Below are 17,450 nucleotides of genomic sequence, written 5' to 3' on the forward strand. Positions count from 1 at the left end.
ACATGGTAAATCAAAGCAAATTAGCCTGGGATTAAAACCTCACTGCCATTAAGTTGAGAAAATTAATGCTTTCTCGGAACCGGTACTGAAGTCATAAGTATCTACACAACTCAAAAAAGCAAAGAAAGCGGAATAGATATTGCATAAGATTTTAAAAAACAAGAGAGTTTATGCAATGGAAGAGCGTTTAAAAAAAAAGATATATGAGACTGGTAAAAAGTCATATGAATCATAAACAACACAGTACCAATGGATTAAACCTGCTACAAAAGACTGAAGGATTTTCACAAGCACAAAGTGCTTGGAGATTTTACAATAATGAGCATGTAGATATAGAGTCACTCAATGAGCCAATGCTTACAAGAGGGATTAAAACTATTAATAAAAGCAGTGATGAATATATACTTGTAGCCCATGACTGGTCACTCATAAATTATAAAAACCATACGGCAAAAACAGATTGTATACGAAAACGCAGAAGCAATGTAAATAATGCTTCATCAAGAGGATATGAGTTGCAAAGTTCCCTTGCAATTGAGAGCAGCAGCGGCAAACCAATCCTTCCCTTGGTACAGAACCTAAAGACACAAGATAAAGTGCTCTCAAGCTATAATCCTACAATGAAGAGTCATCTTACCCATCTCGGTGAATTAACACAAAGAATAGCTTATATCAATCAATCCCTCAACATACAAAAGAAAATTGTACATGTAATTGACAGAGAAGCAGACAGTGCGGGGTTTTTCAGAGGACTGCAAAAAGAGGATTTATATATAGTACGAGCATTAGACAATGTCAAAGTCAGGTATGAAGATGAAGATATTACCCAAAAAGAGTTGTCCAAAAAAATGGATAAAGGCAAATATGTAAAAACTATACAGTATCAAAATAAAAAAGTAAAAATTTATGTTAATACGGTAGATATACTTATAACAAGAGACAGCTATCAAAAGACAGATACGCCACAAGGTAAAACAATAAAACAAAAAGTAAAAGGCAAGCCAATAAAAAACAGATTTATAGTCCAAAGACTCATAGATGAGAAGAACAATACAGTTGCTACCTGGCTTCTGTTAAGCAATCTTCCAAAAGATGTTGATATAACAAGGATAGGATTGTGGTATTATTACAGATGGAATATAGAAACGTATTTTAAACTGTTAAAAAGCTCAGGGTTTAATTTGGAAAAATGGCAGCAAGAGAGTGCACAGGCTATATTTAAACGCTTGTTTGTTGCCTCTTATGCCTGTTTGCTTGTATGGGAAATTGAACATACAAATAGTAAAAACATGCTGGCAATTAGAAAGTTTTTAGTTCGATTAAGCGGGAGATTGGTAGCAAGAAAGAAGATATCTACCTCTCCGGCTCTGTTAGCAGGTTTATGGAACTTCTTCTCTGCTATGGATATGCTTGAACTTTATGATATTGAAGAACTCCATAGCATTAAAAAAGAACTCAATGACTTTATGCAGATGGAGTTTTAAGTTGTGTAGATACTTATGACTGAAGTACCGGTTCCAAATAAATGCTTAACTTAATGGCAGTGAGGTTTTAGCCTAGGTTCCAATATGCTTTATAATATAATTAAAAGTGAAACTCTGATGGCAAAAAAATATGTGATTTTAGATACAGAAACAACAGGTACAAATGAAGAAGACAGAATAATTCAACTCGGTTATATGGTTTTAGGCACAAAAGAGATAGAAGTGCATAACAAATTTTGTTCTGCTGATATTGCTATAAAATACGGTGCGATGGAAGTGCATGGGATTACACCTGATTTGATTGAAGGCAAGCCGCCTTGTGTAGAGACACAGGCATACAAAAGACTTCTGGAATTAAATACTGCAGAGAATTATCTCATCATTCACAATGCCCCTTTTGATATAACAATGCTCGAAAAAGAAGGCTTTGTAACACAGATGAAAGTTATAGATACGCTAAGGGTTGCAAAACATGTTATGCCGGATGAAGAGGCGCACAGACTGCAGTATTTTCGCTATAAAATGGAACTCTACAAAGAAGAAGAAAAAGAGGCCGAGGCACTTGGCATCGTTGTCAAGGCCCATGATGCCATCGGTGATGTCCTTGTCTTGAAACTCTTTCTCTCTAAACTCAAAGATATTGTCCAAGAACAGTTTCCAAATGAAAATCCTGTTGAAAAGATGGTCGATTTAACCAACACTCCTATTTTGGTACAAACATTCAGATTTGGAAAACACAAAGGCAAAAGTCTTGAAGAAGTTGCAAGTGAAGATGCAGGATATCTGCGATGGATGTTGAAGAATATGGAAAATATTGATGAAGATCTGCGCTACTCTATCAACTACTACCTGGAGTCATAAATCCAAACAGTATAAACAGAAAAAAAGCAATAAAACCGCTTATAAGCGCATAAGGGAGTTGTGTCTTTACATGTTCGATTACCTCACAATCACTTGCCAAAGAGGAGATAATTGTCGTATCAGAAATAGGAGAACAGTGATCCCCAAAAACACCGCCGCTGATAACCGCTCCTATTGCCAAAGCCACATCAGCATCCATCCCAACAGCCATCGGTACGGCTATGGGTATCATAATGCTGAAAGTACCCCAGGATGTTCCTGTGGAAAAGGAGATGATGCTGCTGAGCAAAAATATCACACCGCTTAAAAGAAACAGACTCAGAGACTCATTGGCAAGTGAAGCCAGATACTCCCCTGTTTTCAAGTCAACCGTTACTTCTCCTATAGCAAAAGCAAAAAGCAGTATCACAGCAATCGGAAAAAGTTTTTTGGCTCCAATGTAAGCGCTTTTTGTATAAGTTTTTACAGACATGTTTTTTGTCCCGACATAATAGAGAAACATTACACTCAAAGTAGCAAGCATTGTATAGTAAATAGAAGTCGAACCGCTTCCTTTGAGCATATTGCCCTCTCCCGTTATGTATAAGAATACAAACACAAATGCAATCATCAAAAAGATCGGGATAAGCATATAATTCATACTCACATGCGCGTTTACATGTAAAGAAGTTTTGGCTAAAGACAGCTTGGCATGTTTCATCGCGCCAATGTCAATATTAAACCAAACAGCCAAAAAAGTAACAATTAAAGCACTCATGGCATAAAAATTATACATGACGCTATGGAGTAATAAATTTACATTATCACCTTCTATGATGCCTGTTTGTATTTGCGTCGCAATCAGTCCGAGTAAAAGCGCACCCCAGCCGTTAAGAACAATTAAAGAGCTGACAGGCGCAGAAGTGGAGTCACAGACAAAAGCCAGTTTGGCATGCGGCACTTTTTCTTTGTCGCAAAGCGGTCTGCCGACAGCTCCTGCTATTAAAGCAGTTATGGAAGATTCTATAAAAATCAATACACCGATAAAGTAACTGACAAGCAAAGCGGAACGGGGAGAATTGACAAGTCTTGTTTTTTGGGTCATAAAAGAGACAAATCCGTTAATGCCTCCGCTTTTTTGCATCAACTCCATAACGCTTCCGACAAGCACTGCAAAAGCCAGTGTCTTAAGTATCCACCCTTCACTTAACAAAGAGAAAAAAAGTGCAACGAGAGCATCAGCCGTTGCAAGGAATGAAAAACCATGCAGAAAAAAAAGTCCTAAAAATATACCGCCAGATAAAGAGAGTACAATATTTTTGGTATAGAGCGCCAAAACAATGGCTAACAAAGAGGGGAGAACCGAGAGAAAAGAGAGTTCTATAAGAAGCCTTTAGAATTCCATAGCCAGAAGCATAACACCGGCTCTGCCAAAAATTTCTCTGTACGCATCACACTCTTTTTTATCGACAATTTCAAAGCCGAGTCTTTTGTAAAAAAGTTCTGCTTCCAAAGACCCTATCTCTATAACGGTCTGTACAATACTGTAGCCCTTGAGTCTTGCAGTGAGCAGACTTTTTTGCATCAATGCTTTGAGTACACCCACATCAATAAATCCCTCAAGTTCTTCCATAAAATCAAACATCAATCTGCTTTTGCTTGTATTAAAACTGCATTCATACACAACTTCCAACGGTTTTTGGATCTCATCACCGCAACCTATCTCTTTGAGGGCCTCTTCAAAAGCCTCTTTTGTTGCAATTCTGGGCTCATAGCTGCATAAGCTCCCCACACTCTTTCCGTCCATTTGCGCTATTAAAAAATTTTTGTAATGGCAATGGCTTTTTGACTGTGTCTGTGTAAGCTTTTGTAGTTTTTCCAAGACTTCTGTATCATTATCTGTCCCAAAAAGCACATCAAAAAGACCCTTCTTTTTTCCTGCCCGTGAACTTTGTAAAATCATTTGTGCTAAAAAAGAAGCATCTTCAGCCGTAGCCTGTTTTATTTTAAGACTCATTGTTTTATCCAAACTTTAATTTTATCTATTTTACTCTTGACATCGTATAATAGTAATAGTACCATACTTTATGATAAAAAGTTTCTTAATTACAGCAAGTTTGTCAATTTTCTTGTTTTCTTCCCAGCAAATAGTGCTCGTTGTTGCCAATGATATGAACAGTTCATCGGCAAAACTCGAATGTTATGAGGGCTCAAACAAAGTCTTTGAGACGATGAGCGTCAATTTGGGGAAAAATGGATTAGGCTGGGGTGCAGAAAGCAGGGAATTTCAAAAAAAGCCTGATGAAGCGTTGAAATATGAAGGTGATAAAAAAGCACCTGCAGGGATTTTCAGCCTAAGTGCAATTTTTGGTTACGCTCCAAAAAGCAATTATAAAATGCCCTATCTTTATGCTGAGAAAAATCTGATATGTGTTGATGATACAAACTCAAATTTCTATAATCAGATAATTATGGCACAGGGAGATGAAAAAAGCTTTGAATATATGAAACGAAACGATGTCCAGTACAAAACAGGCATAGTCGTTGATTATAACAAAAAGTCAGCAAGAGGAAGAGGTTCATGTATATTTATGCATATTGAGCGTGCACCGAAGAGTCCCACTGTCGGCTGTACTTCCATGAGTGAAAAAGATATAAAAAAGATTGCCGGCTGGCTTGATAAGAAGAAAAACCCTGTTTTAGTGCAGATTCCAAAAAAATCCTCTAAAAAGGTTCTCAAACTTTATCCGCAGCTGAAAAATTCCGAATTGCTCAAATAAAAAGAGGATTACTCCTCTTCTTTAGACATTTTATCTTTGGCTGCAATACCCATAAGTGAAAGTCCTGTTTTTATACTCAACGCAACCATCAGCATGAGCTTTAAAAGCTTTGCTTCATCTTCTGTACCGATCATGCGCACATCATAATAAAACTTATGCAAAGAAGCTGCCAGAGATTTCAGGTAATCAGTTAATTTCTGCACCTGTCTTGTGTTAAAAGCATCTTCAATGATTTCAGGCAGCAAAAGTGCATCAAACAATAGTGTATCTGCATTTTCTCCAAGATTTTTCAAACTTGCATTTGCAATATCCTCTTTGGACACAGTTGCTTTGGAGAGCAGTGTCTGAATACGTGCATGTGCATATTGGATATAAAATATAGGATTCGAGCTGTCCTGTTTTTTAAACTCTGCCAAATCAAATTCGAGTGCGGTATCGCTCTTTTTCGATGCAAAAATAAAACGCAGAGCATCTGCACCTATCTCTTCGACTATATCACTCATAAGTATGACATTGCCGGCACGCTTACTCATTTTATACGGTTCGCCGTCTTTTAAAAGACTTACCATCTGAGAAAGCAGCACTTCAAGTTTTTTTGAGTCATATCCAAGATATTCAACTGCTGCCTTCACACGGGCAATGTATCCGTGATGATCCGCTCCCCAGATATTAATATAATGATCATACCCGCGTTCAAATTTTTGATTGTGATAGACTATATCGCCGGCAAGATAAGTCGGGCGACCGTCTTCACGGACAACAACTCTGTCTTTTTCATCACCTTTAGCCTCTGAAGCTATCCAGAGTTTGCCCTCTTTTTCATAAATGCCGTCGCCCATTTTTTGCATCACTCTGCCCCAGTCAGCATACAAAGTTGATTCATACACAAAAGTGTCAAAGAAAATATTCAAATCACCCAAATCTTTGACAATGATTTTCATCACTTCATCTTTTGCCCAAAGCGCCAACTCTTTTTGACGAGATTCATCATAAAAAATTTCTCTGCCGAATTTTTCCATCGCATCACGGGCAAGTGCATCCAAATACTCTCCGCGGTAATAACTCTCAGGATATTCTACCGTTTCATCTAAAAGATGATCTCTTGCATAAAGCTGAATAGAAAGTCCAAGCAGATCAATCTGATTGCCGGCATCATTTACATAATATTCGGCTGTTATATCATATCCGAGATGTTTTGCCAGACGGTACAGAGTATCGCCGTAAACAGCACCTCTTGCATGACCGATATGCAGAGGTCCGGTTGGATTTGCACTGACAAATTCTAAAAGTATTTTTTGGTTTTTTTCCTGTTTTGCAAACTCTGCAGGATTCTCCAAAGCCCAGGAAGCATACTCAGCTAAAAAATCTTCACTTAAACGAAAATTCAAATAGCCTTTGACGGCCTCTACTTTGGAAAATACTTCACTCTCTTCAAAAGATGAAGCCAGTTCATCCGCAATGACCATCGGAGATTTTCTGAGTTCTTTTGCCAAAGAAAATGCTATAGGAGTAGCAAAGTGACCAAAAGAACGATCACGTGGCTTTTCTAAAACAACTTCACGACCTATTTTTTCGCGTAATAACGCCGATACACGTTGTTTCAATGTTTAGGCTTGTGTTGTAGATTTAGGAGTTGATTCAGTAGAAGCTACTTCATCACTTTTTTCAACTTTTTTCGGTGTCTCAACTTCTACTTCATCAACCTCTTTCATTTCTGCTTTGAAGTTTTTGATTCCTTTTCCGAGACCTTTTGCTAAATCAGGTATCTTTTTTGCTCCAAATAATAAAACGATAATTCCGAAGATTATCAGTAGTTCAGTTCCACTAGGCATTCCCATATTTTTTCCTTGTTATAAATTATGTTGTGAAGTATAACTCACATTTGCTGTAAATTCTCTTATCACTATATATTATGTTTTGAAGTTTTACAAATCTTCCCATTTTTGGACAAATTTGTTAATCTCTTCATTTGATTTTTTAAATCTTGCAACAGTTGCAATAAGACGCAGTTTTTCAGCAGCAGCATCCAAATCATCATTTATCAAAAGATATTCATACTCAGAGACTCTCTGAATTTCACGTCTGGCCATTTGAATTCTGCGTTCTATCACTTCCTGCGCATCCGTCTGTCTGTTTTGCAGTCTTCTTTTCAATTCACTCAGCGTCGGTGGCGTAATAAACACAGAAGTTGTAATATCCCCGAGCCGACTGTTAATTGCACTGTTCCCCTGCACGTCTATGTCAAAAATAACCAGTTTTCCTTCAGAGAGCGCTTTTTTAACCGGCTTGAGTGAAGTTCCGTAGTAATTTCCATGCACAATGGCATACTCTAAAAACTGATCTTCTTCTATCTCTTTTTTAAACTCTTCTTCATCCACAAAATAATAATCCACACCATCCGCTTCTCCCTCTCTCATGGGACGTGTTGTTGTAGATATGGAAAAATAACATTCACCGATATCATCGATAATTTTATGGATTAAAGAACTTTTTCCCGCCCCGCTTGGACCGGAAAGAACCAAAACTGCCCCGTGAATAGCACTCATGAGTTGTCACCCAATGTAATATTTATACTGATTTTCATTCCTTTCATAGATGCTGCAACATCTTTGTCACTGAGTGCCTCAAGAAGTTTTTTCAGTGCTTCGACTCCACTGTTTTGTTCTTTATTCTCCTCTTCAGACTCTACTGTTTCTTCAGGTTCCAAAAGATCCGTCTCTTCTGCTGTTTCTTCCTCTGTCTCTTCTCCAAGAGCCTCTTTTAAATCTTTGCTTGTCAGGCTCTCCAACGGATCAATCTCGTTTTTTGCTATTTGAAGCAGAGTATCTTCATCCAGTTCGCTCTCTAAATCTTCTTGTGTCAGATTTTCAACAGCATTTTGAATTTCTTCTTCCAGGCTTGCATCTTCTGCCTCTTGCGGCATCTCTAAATCATCTACAGGATCACGCGAAATATCAACATCTGCTTCGTCTTCCAAATCCAATGCCAGATCCACTGCCAGGTCACCCTCTTTGGCATTGAGTTCATCTGTGACAATTTCGTCTATTTCCTCTTCAAGCTCTTCTACTGTTGCTGTTTCGAGTTCTTGCAGTTCTTCGTCTTCAAGTGCTTTGACTTCCTCTTCCAAATCAAAACTCTCCTCCTCTGAAATATCAACGTCTGCTTCATCTTCCAGATCCAATGCCATGTCATAAGCCTCCATGAGATCCTCTTCTTCGGCAGATGCCTCTTCTGCTTCCGGTTTTTGCTCCGGTGCCTCTTCATCCAAAGACTCATCCAGGGAAAACTCTTCTTCATTTAATCCCATCTCATCCAGTTCCAGACTCTCAAGATCATTTTGTACTTCCTCATCAAAAGAGAGATCTTCTTCATTTTCATCAAGCAGATCTTTTACCTTCTGTGCCTCTTCATCATCCAGTACGCTTTCACCGAAATCTTCTTCATCATCATCCAAAATCAACTCATCATCCAGGTCCAAATCATCAGTCAGCGTATCCAAATCATCCAATTCTTCTATTTCATTCTCTTGTGCATGCAGTTCTTCAACCGGCATCTCATCTGCTTCTTTTTTGATTTCTTTTTCCAACATCATAAAAAGTTCTACCAAATCAGTCGGTAAAAAAGGTTTTTTCAGTATTGATGAAAAAGAATCTCTCTCTTTGGCATCTTTTGCACATATAAACAGTGATTTCTTATATTTTATTTTTGCCTCTAATTCATGCAGTAAATCATCAGTGTAAACACTGTCATCAACAATAAGCAAATCATAATCATGTGATGAAATCTCCTCAAGACCAGAGACTGTTTCTACTTCATCAGAAGTTTTTTGTGCACTGAGCGTCACTAATTTATTTACAACGGGATTATCATTTAAAAGCAGTATTTTCACGCATATTCCTTTGGATGATCTATTGATTGAATTTCAAAAATCTCTATTAGCACTATTGTATCAAAAAAAAACTAAAAAAGTATTTCCAAAGAGTTAAATGCTTCTTGAATTTCTCCCTTGAGTAATAGCATAATTGTAGTAAAAGTTGCTATAAGCACGACAAAAGCCACCATTATTTTAATAGGAAAACCAATGACCAGAAGGTTAAACTGAGGCATTGTCTTCATAAGCATCCCAAATATGACATCGGCCAGCCATGAAAGTGCAATTACGGGAAAAGCAATAATAAAACCGACCAAAAACATGTTTGATGCCGCATGCATAATGTAGTGGAACAGATCTTTACTCATCATAAAACCGCCCAGAGGCACTGTTTTTAAAGAATGGTCGACAAAAAGCAGCATCCAGTGATGCAGATTGAGTACAAGCAAAATCATTAAGCCCATCAAAGAGAGAAACTGAGAAATTATAGGCATTGAAATGCCTGACTGCGGATCAATAGCACTTGCCATCGAAAAGCCCATCATAAAAGATATTTGACCGCCTGCAAAAGTAATGACATTATAGGCAAGCTGCAATACAACGCCCACTGACAGACCCAGCAAAAGTTCACCCAGTATAGCAATGACAACAGTAGGCACATCAATACTTATATGCAGAGGAGGCATAGAAGAGTAAAAAACGACTGTAAAGAAAAAAGCCATGGTCGCTTTAATGTTCATTGGGATATTTTGATGATTGAAAATAGGCACAGCAATAAACAATCCGGCAAAACGAAAAAAAAGCAAAAGAAAGGCTACTACATTCGTTTCGTTAAGTATCTGTGTCCATCCCACTTTTCTAACCTTATTTAATTGGTTTCAATGCTTTGTCTTCAAGTTTATAGACTCGTTTACACATGTTGGCCAGATTATTGTCATGCGTTACAAGTATCATACCGGCATCATTCTCCTGACAATAATCAAAAAAAAGTTTCATTACTTCCGCAGCCGTTTTATTGTCAAGATTTCCTGTCGGCTCATCGGCAAATATTATTGAAGGTTTTTTTGTCAAAACCCTTGCAATAGAGACACGCTGTTGCTGTCCGCCTGAGAGTTCCGTGACTTTTTGGTGCATACACTGCTCGATTTCCAAATCTTTGATTAAACTGTTGTCTATCTCTTTTTGTGAAAGAATTTGGGCAACTTCAAGATTTTCATAGGCACTAAAGCCTTTAAAAAGATAATGGGATTGAAAAACTATACCGAGTTTGTTTCGTTTTATAAGCGTCAGCTCTTTTTTACTCATAGAGGCTGTCTCTTTTCCAAAAAGCGCAACAGTCCCCTTCTTTGGTTTCAAAAGAGTAGATAAAAGATGCAGCAACGTAGACTTTCCGCTCCCGCTCATACCGATAATAGCAATACTTTCATTACTTTCAAGAGAGAGGGAAACGTCAGAAAAAAGCTCATATTCAAATGAGTGTGATAAATTTTTGGCAGATAATAGATTCATAGGGCTATTATATTCTACTCTTGCTTATTTTAAGCATTAAAAATTTTATCACAGCCTTTTTTTGAACGTCTGTCCAGTTTTATAAAATAGACTTTTTCAATAAATTTTTTCATAACAAATGCCACAAATCCACTGATGTATATATTGGAAATTTTTCCTGCTGCATACCTGCGTCCCAGGGCAATCAACATACCACGTGAACGGATATCATGCGCTTTGAGATTTTTGTTTGTGCCGATACGCATAATATTTTCACTGCACAACTCTGCCATCTGCTCAGCAACATCTGCCGTAGGTGCTATTAATTCACCTTTATTATACAAAGTGGCACAGTCACCTATGGCAAAAACCTCTTTTTTTGAACCTGCCTGCAGATACTCATTGATATTTAAAAAACCCCTTTCATTTTTCGGCAAGTCAAGTTTATAGATGAGTCCGTTTGGCTCAATTCCTCCGGCAAAAATCATAAAATCCATAGGTATGGTCTCTCCGTTGCTCAGTGTAACACTCTCTTGTGTCAAAGAGACCACTCTTGCCTCTGATTTTATAACGACTTCGAGATCCAGCAATCTTTTGTGAGACTTTTCGACTAAAAAATCATCCAAACCTTTGAGTATCTGCTTTGATGAACTGACAAGGACTATATTTAATTTTCTGCATAAAAAATTATTTTCACAATAAAACTCTTTTGCATATGATGCCATCTGTGCCGCTATTTCAACACCGCTCAGTCCTGCACCGGCAACCACAATACTCAAAGCCTTACATGTAACACCGCTCTCCTGTACTTTTTTAAAAAGCGACATTTCAAACTTTTGTTTAAAATACATCGCACGATGCAATGCCTTGACTCCATGAGCATACTCTTTGAGCCCCTCAATACTGTTGACAAATTTTGTCCGTGCACCCACAGCTATAATAAGATAATCATAAGAAAACCGTTGTGTATCAGTAATGACTTTTTTATTTTCAAAGTCAATATTTTCGACTTCCTGTTTGTAAAAACTGACATTTCCCTCAAATCCGCTGCAGTAGGTAAAAAGATCGACACTCACTTTTGCAAAATCTTTTTCATTGGCAATAAGTTCATATACATCTGTCTGCATAAAATGATAGGCATTTTTATCAAAAAGTGTAATTTGATTGTTTTTGTCTTTGGCAAGATTTTCTACAGCCCTGAGACCGCCGTAACCGCCGCCGATAACAATGATTTTATTATAATTATTTATACTCATGCAAAAAGTATAGCATAAAATTCAGGAAAACGGAGTTTTTAAAAAAGGGAGGGGTTTGTAGTAAGAAATGAGTCAAGCCAAAGGCTTAGCTCATTTGTGCTGCAACTTCTGCTGCGAAGTCGTCTTCTTTTTTCTCGATTCCTTCACCTACTTCAAGGCGAATAAATTCAGTAATCTCGGCAGTACCGCCGCATGCTTTTGCTGCTTTTTCAACTGCCTGAGCTACAGTTAATTTGTCATCTAAAACATATTGCTGGTCTAAAAGTGCCTGTTCCTGATCAAGAAGTGTGTTGTCTAAAATAAAACGGGCAATTTTACCAGGAATAATTTTGTCTAAAATTTTCTCAGGTTTTCCCTCTGCAAGCAATTCTGCTTTGATGTCAGCTTCAGCCTGCTTCATCACTTCATCAGTGAGTTGCATCATAGAGATGTATTTAGGTACATTTTTCAAAGGTTTTCCAAGTCTTTGCAACTCTTCATTCTCTTTTTTCAGTGCCTCAATACGACCCTGTGTTTCACTTGCAACATACTCAGGATCAAAATCTTTATAGCTGAGTGTTGTCGGTTTCATAGCCGATGCATGCATAGCAATTTGTTTCAATGTATCTTTCATGCACTCCGCAGTCTTTTCACTGTCACATTTTGCTTTTACAATAACGGCTATACGGCTGTTTGAGTGGATATATCCGTTTAATGCCTCATCCGGAGCAGCTGTAAGCGTACCAAAACGGCGTACTTCGATTTTTTCACCGATTTTCGTTACAGTTTCTGTAAACTTGGCACCGAATTCACTTGCCATAAGCGCATCAACATCAGCAGGCTGATTGTTGTATACCTCTTCTGCCGTATCTTTTACAAGATTTTGGAAGCCTTCGTTTTGTGCAACGAAATCTGTTTCAGAATTTACTTCAACCACAGAAGCTTTCGAGTTGTCATCAGCCATTTTCAGTCCAACAAGACCTTCAGCCGCAACACGGTCAGCTTTTTTGGCTGCTTTGGCGATGCCGCGCTCTTTTAAAAGCTCTTTCGCTTTTTCCATATCTCCGTCAGCTTCAACTAAAACTTTTTTACAATCCATCATCGGTGCATCAGTTGCCTGACGCAACTCTTTTACCATTGCTGCTGTAACTGCTGCCATAATTATGCTTCCTCTGTAGTTTTTTCTTCAGTTGCAGGAGCTTCTGTAGCTGCTGTTTCTTCACTTACAGCTTCTTCTGTTTGCTCTTGCTCTGCCGGTGCATCGCGAAGTGCTTTTCCTTCATTGATAGCTGCTGTCATTTCACGACAAAAAAGCTGAATAGAACGGATAGCATCGTCATTACCAGGAATAGGATATGTGATAAGATCCGGATCACAGTTTGTGTCAAGCGGTGCTACAATTGGAATATCTAAACATCTTGCTTCCAAAACTGCAATATGCTCTTTTACCGCATCAACAACAAAAAGCATATCAGGAAGTTTTTTCATATCTTTGATACCACCGAAATACTGCTCAAGTTTGTCTTTTTTACGAGAAAGCATTAATGCTTCTTTTTTCGTCAAAAGATCTATCTGTCCGTTTTCCTGCATTTGTGTAATCACATCAAGTTTGCGAATAGACTTTTGAATAGTCGGGAAGTTTGTAAGCATTCCACCCAACCATCTGTTGTCTACATACGGCATACCACAAGCGATAGCTGCTTCTCTTACAGAATTACGTGCCTGCTTTTTTGTACCGACGAAAAGAATAGTCTTGCCCTCAGCTGCCGCATCCATAACAATAGTATATGTGTTACGGAAATAACGCAAAGTTTTTTGTAAATCTATAATATAGATATTTTTACGAACACCAAAAATGTATTTTTTCATTTTCGGGTTCCAACGACGTGTCTGGTGTCCGAAGTGTACACCGCATTCTAAAAGGTCTTTCATAGTTACCATAGGGTATCCTTAAAGGTTTTGTTTCAAACCAGAAATTTGTCAGTTGGCTTTGGTAATGTCGAACAATTATCCGTTAAAAAACGGGTTGCACTGACTTTTGACACATACCTGTTAATATTTTCTCTTACATGTAAAAGAAAAATCCGCGAATTATACTAAAACTTTATTTAAAGCCAGCTTTTTTAAAAATATGCAATTTTGCATTTGCATAACAAATATTTATATATATCTGCACTTGTTTAAAAGTAAATTTATCTTAAACAATGTATAGTATCACAGAAACAACACAAAAAAGGGATGAAATGAAGAAACCTCTACTGCTTTCTTTAGCAACTATTGCTATTTTAGGAACAACAAATGTAAATGCCGAATCAATGTATGACAGATTTCAAGCAATGGAACTTGAAATGAAAAAGATGAAAAAAGAGCTTGATGCCCTTAAAGCAAAAGAACAGGCATCTATGATGCAAGAAGAAGATGCTGATGAGGAAGAATCGGCTGATGATACCGAGGCAACAGCTTCATCAGATGAAGAAGATGACGAAGATGATGATGAAATGACGGTAGAAGAGCAGCTCGCAGAGATTCAGGATTCCATTTCTAATCTCAACAGAAACACCAACGGAAATCACATAAAATTCAATGTTGATTACAGATTTGCCGTTGACAATCTTCAGTACAAAATGGCAGACGGCAGCACACAAAAGAACAATGCTTTTATGACAAACAGACTCTGGTTAAATATGAACTGGGCGGCTACAAAACACCTGAGTTTTACAGGGCAACTTGCATACAACAAAGCATTCGGTGCCAGAAGCGGTGCTTCCAATCCTGCAAATGCCTCTTTTGAAACATTTGACTGGATAGCCAATGAAAATGCCTATAACGATACCTTAAGAGTACGTTCTGCATACTTTTTCTACAAAAACGACACCTTTATGGGCAGTGATATTCCCTGGACATTCAGTGTAGGACGCCGTCCTTCAACAAACGGACATCTTGTCAACCTGAGAGATGATGACCATGCAGCTTCTCCGATGGGGCATACAATCAATGTTGAGTTTGACGGATTAAGCTCTAAGTTTAATTTAGAAAATGTAACCGGTATTGACGGGATGTATGTCAAATTCTGTGCCGGCCGCGGCATGAGCAATGCAGCACCGAGGTTTAATACAGCCCCTTATGCAGATACAACTTCAAATGCATCTATAGACCTGGTTGGACTGATCTTTACTCCTTGGAGCGACGGACAGTATTCTGTGAATTCCCAGTACTATTATGCAGGAAACCTGATTGATGTTGTCAATCCCGCAAACCAGACACAAGGTTTTCAGACTGTCGGCAACATACACTCATTTACAGCCAACTTTGTAGCAAACGGTATAGGAGACGGAATCAATGACTTTTTAGACGATACACTCTTTTTTGTCAGTGGCGCTGTAAGTATTACAGACCCGGACAAAGGACAGAGCATGCTTGGCAGCGCGGTTGATGAAAGTGTGAAAGGGTATTCTTACTGGATTGGACTGCAGGTACCTTCACTTGTGACAGAAGAAGGAAGATGGGGAATCGAATTTAATCACGGTTCAAAATACTGGAGAAGTATTACCTACGGTGAAGATACGAACATCGGTTCAAAACTCGCAGCTCGCGGAAATGCATACGAGGCATACTTTACAGAACCTTTGATAGAAGATATTTTATCTTTTCAGATTCGCTATACATATATAGACTATAAATATGCCGGAAGCAACGGCTTCTTCGGAAGCACTTCAGGAAATGCAATGAGCATTGACCAGGCAATTGCAGCCGGTTTAGGTTCCCAGGTCGTAGATACAGCCCAGGATATCCGTTTCTATCTCAGATACAGATACTAGTTTTTGGGTATCTCTTTATCTGGCTCAGCCAGATAAAAACCCTGTACCCGTTCAATATCAAGCGATTTTACTATTTCAAACACCGCTTGATTATGAACGAACTCCGCTACAATCACCAGGTTTAATTTCTTGGCAAAATCTACAATTGTTTCAACTACTATGTGTGCATTGTTATCTGTTTCAAGATTTTTGATAAGACTGCCGTCAATTTTAATGTAATCAACATCAAGCTTGAGCATATGCTCAAAATTGGAATACCCCGCACCAAAATCATCTATAGAAATTTTACAGCCCAATGTTTTCATCTTGCGTATAAAAACTGAAACCTCTTCATAATTTTCAATCCCTTCCGTCTCAAGAATCTCAAAAACTATTTTTTTGCTGACACCGTATTTTTTAACGGTTTTTTGAATATACTGCACCATCTCTGCATCAAGTATATCATCAATAGAAAGATTGACCGAAAACGATGTGTCTCTGTGCTCAAAATACTGACAGCTTTTACTCAGCATAATCTTTGTTAACTGCGGATAGAGTTTACTTTTTTGGGCAATATCTAAAAACCTGTAAGGACTGACAACTGAGCCGTCTGTCTCTATCAGGCGAATAAGGCATTCATAACTCACCGCTTTTTTCGTTCGGGTATCAAAAATAGGCTGGAAAAAAGGCATTATTCTCTCTTCTTTTATGGCAGCTTTCAGTTTTTTCACCCACTCCATATTTTCTTGATATTTTCTCTCTATTTCAAGTTTTTCATCATACAGCAGAAAATACTTTTTCTGCTCTTTGGCAACTTTAAGGGCAATATCTGCTTTTTCCAACATCTCATTGGGCTGCAATGTTCCACCCATTGTCACACGGATATAAATCTCGTTTTCTTCATAATGAAATACCATCTGTTCAATCTCTTTTGACAGACTGTTGACAATTCGCATAAAAGTCCTGTGAGAAGGCCTTGCTCTAAAGCACAGAGCAAATTCATCTCCTGAGAGTCGTGTGACACTGATGTTTTGCTCCTCTTCAACAAAAGCCTGCAGTTTTTTTGCAAATTCTCTGAGGACATAATCCCCTGCAATCTGTCCGTAGAAATCATTTATCTCTTTAAAATCATCTATATTTAAAATCAGCAATGCCCCGTCATTATTCAAATTTTCTATATTGTAAAAAAGTTTTTTTCTGTTGGGCAACTGTGTCAGATCATCTATAAAAAGCTGTCTTTTCAACTCTACTGTTTTCTTCTCGACTTCTCTTGCCAGATAGGCGTTGATATCTTTTTGTTTTCTTGCATAGTCAAATACTTTCTCCTGCATCTCATTTAATGCAGAGACTATAAGCGCGATCTCATTATTCTCTTGCATCGGTTCTATCTTTAATTTTTTCTCCGGTGTAAAACCTTTTAATATATTGGCAATTTTTCGCAAAGGCTTAAGCAAATTATCTATATAGGCACCAAGAAATATAAATATCAGGAAAAGAATCACAAGCATTTTGAGAAGCAAATGTGTATACTGTTGTATAAGCTGTTCATAATTGTGATTTGAGTAGCTTAAAACAATTGTTCCTATTTTCTTCCTGGAATTTGGCTGAAGAATATCCCATTTGATGGTAAAAAGACTCTGATAATTGTTTTTAGATCTTGTTTCATAAATCAACCTGTCCTTTTCAAAAACCTTCACAGAGAGAATTTCTTTATTTTGCATTAACTGCTTCAGTTTCACATCGATTTGGTTTTTTAGTCCCAGATACATATCTACCGCTATCAAAGGTTCTATTGTTTTTAAGATGAGGGTTGCTTTTTGAAATTCCATATTGTAAAAGGCATGTTTGTTTATTTTTTCAAATGCAAAAAAAATCCCCCCAATTGTAATAAATGAGGTGATTACGATGGAGCTCATAATCCTGAATGAGAGCGATTTGAATTTTTTTTCTTTCAT

Annotated in this window: 16 protein-coding genes; 4 read left to right on the forward strand and 12 right to left on the reverse strand. The window is 37.8% G+C overall.

Annotated elements, in window-relative coordinates:
• The first annotated feature begins 224 nt into the window (after positions 1 to 224).
• Positions 225 to 1,484, forward strand: a complete 1,260-nt coding sequence (locus ETP70_RS10100) for a transposase (RefSeq protein WP_188109950.1) — start codon at positions 225 to 227, stop codon at positions 1,482 to 1,484.
• A 117-nt stretch (positions 1,485 to 1,601) separates the two neighbouring features.
• On the forward strand, positions 1,602 to 2,345 hold the full coding sequence (locus tag ETP70_RS10105) for a 3'-5' exonuclease (protein ID WP_151901062.1): 744 nt from the start codon (positions 1,602 to 1,604) through the stop codon (positions 2,343 to 2,345).
• Here the strand turns inward: ETP70_RS10105 and ETP70_RS10110 are convergent.
• A complete protein-coding gene (locus tag ETP70_RS10110; RefSeq protein ID WP_230973264.1) occupies positions 2,323 to 3,675 on the reverse strand; it encodes a Na+/H+ antiporter NhaC family protein in 1,353 nt (450 codons plus the stop codon). The two genes, ETP70_RS10105 and ETP70_RS10110, sit on opposite strands and share 23 nt — an antisense overlap.
• Before the next feature lie 42 nt (positions 3,676 to 3,717).
• Positions 3,718 to 4,353, reverse strand: coding sequence for a GNAT family N-acetyltransferase (locus ETP70_RS10115; protein ID WP_230973265.1), 636 nt, complete (start codon positions 4,351 to 4,353; stop codon positions 3,718 to 3,720).
• Between the two features lie 58 nt (positions 4,354 to 4,411).
• Here ETP70_RS10115 and ETP70_RS10120 point away from each other — a divergent pair, with 58 nt between their 5' ends.
• On the forward strand, positions 4,412 to 5,104 hold the full coding sequence (locus ETP70_RS10120) for a L,D-transpeptidase family protein (protein WP_151901063.1): 693 nt from the start codon (positions 4,412 to 4,414) through the stop codon (positions 5,102 to 5,104).
• 8 nt (positions 5,105 to 5,112) lie between these two features.
• Here the strand turns inward: ETP70_RS10120 and argS are convergent, their stop codons facing one another.
• The 9 genes from argS to rpsB form a co-directional block, all read right to left on the reverse strand.
• Positions 5,113 to 6,708 carry an arginine--tRNA ligase gene (gene argS, locus ETP70_RS10125; RefSeq protein ID WP_151901064.1) on the reverse strand — a complete coding sequence of 532 codons (1,596 nt, stop codon included), beginning with the start codon at positions 6,706 to 6,708 and terminating at the stop codon, positions 5,113 to 5,115.
• 3 nt (positions 6,709 to 6,711) lie between these two features.
• The gene (locus ETP70_RS10130; RefSeq protein ID WP_151901065.1) at positions 6,712 to 6,942 is read right to left on the reverse strand and encodes a Sec-independent protein translocase subunit TatA/TatB; all 231 of its coding nucleotides are present in this window, start codon (positions 6,940 to 6,942) and stop codon (positions 6,712 to 6,714) included.
• Between the two features lie 87 nt (positions 6,943 to 7,029).
• On the reverse strand, positions 7,030 to 7,650 hold the full coding sequence (gmk, locus tag ETP70_RS10135; RefSeq protein WP_151901066.1) for a guanylate kinase: 621 nt from the start codon (positions 7,648 to 7,650) through the stop codon (positions 7,030 to 7,032).
• Positions 7,647 to 8,993 carry a hypothetical protein gene (locus ETP70_RS10140; RefSeq protein ID WP_151901067.1) on the reverse strand — a complete coding sequence of 449 codons (1,347 nt, stop codon included), beginning with the start codon at positions 8,991 to 8,993 and terminating at the stop codon, positions 7,647 to 7,649. The genes gmk and ETP70_RS10140 overlap by 4 nt, the downstream gene beginning before the upstream one ends.
• Before the next feature lie 71 nt (positions 8,994 to 9,064).
• Positions 9,065 to 9,829 (reverse strand): flagellar biosynthetic protein FliR, encoded by a 765-nt coding sequence (fliR, locus tag ETP70_RS10145; protein WP_151901068.1) that lies wholly within the window; start codon positions 9,827 to 9,829, stop codon positions 9,065 to 9,067.
• A gap of 10 nt (positions 9,830 to 9,839) precedes the next feature.
• Positions 9,840 to 10,484: an ABC transporter ATP-binding protein gene (locus tag ETP70_RS10150; protein WP_151901069.1), complete on the reverse strand. Its 645-nt coding sequence runs from the start codon at positions 10,482 to 10,484 to the stop codon at positions 9,840 to 9,842.
• A 29-nt stretch (positions 10,485 to 10,513) separates the two neighbouring features.
• On the reverse strand, positions 10,514 to 11,719 hold the full coding sequence (locus ETP70_RS10155; protein ID WP_151901070.1) for an NAD(P)/FAD-dependent oxidoreductase: 1,206 nt from the start codon (positions 11,717 to 11,719) through the stop codon (positions 10,514 to 10,516).
• Positions 11,720 to 11,804: 85 nt separating this feature from the next.
• Positions 11,805 to 12,857 carry a translation elongation factor Ts gene (gene tsf / locus ETP70_RS10160; RefSeq protein WP_151901071.1) on the reverse strand — a complete coding sequence of 351 codons (1,053 nt, stop codon included), beginning with the start codon at positions 12,855 to 12,857 and terminating at the stop codon, positions 11,805 to 11,807.
• Positions 12,858 to 12,859: 2 nt separating this feature from the next.
• A complete protein-coding gene (rpsB, locus tag ETP70_RS10165; RefSeq protein ID WP_151901072.1) occupies positions 12,860 to 13,639 on the reverse strand; it encodes a 30S ribosomal protein S2 in 780 nt (259 codons plus the stop codon).
• A 302-nt stretch (positions 13,640 to 13,941) separates the two neighbouring features.
• On the opposite strand from rpsB, the gene ETP70_RS10170 reads away from it, so the two are divergent.
• Entirely contained in the window at positions 13,942 to 15,516 is a 1,575-nt protein-coding gene (locus ETP70_RS10170) for a DUF3373 family protein (protein WP_151901073.1), read from the forward strand.
• Here the strand turns inward: ETP70_RS10170 and ETP70_RS10175 are convergent.
• Positions 15,513 to 17,450: a GGDEF domain-containing phosphodiesterase gene (locus ETP70_RS10175; protein WP_151901074.1), complete on the reverse strand. Its 1,938-nt coding sequence runs from the start codon at positions 17,448 to 17,450 to the stop codon at positions 15,513 to 15,515. The two genes, ETP70_RS10170 and ETP70_RS10175, sit on opposite strands and share 4 nt — an antisense overlap.

The organism is Sulfurimonas hydrogeniphila (genome assembly GCF_009068765.1).
In the GTDB taxonomy this organism is placed as follows: domain Bacteria; phylum Campylobacterota; class Campylobacteria; order Campylobacterales; family Sulfurimonadaceae; genus Sulfurimonas; species Sulfurimonas hydrogeniphila.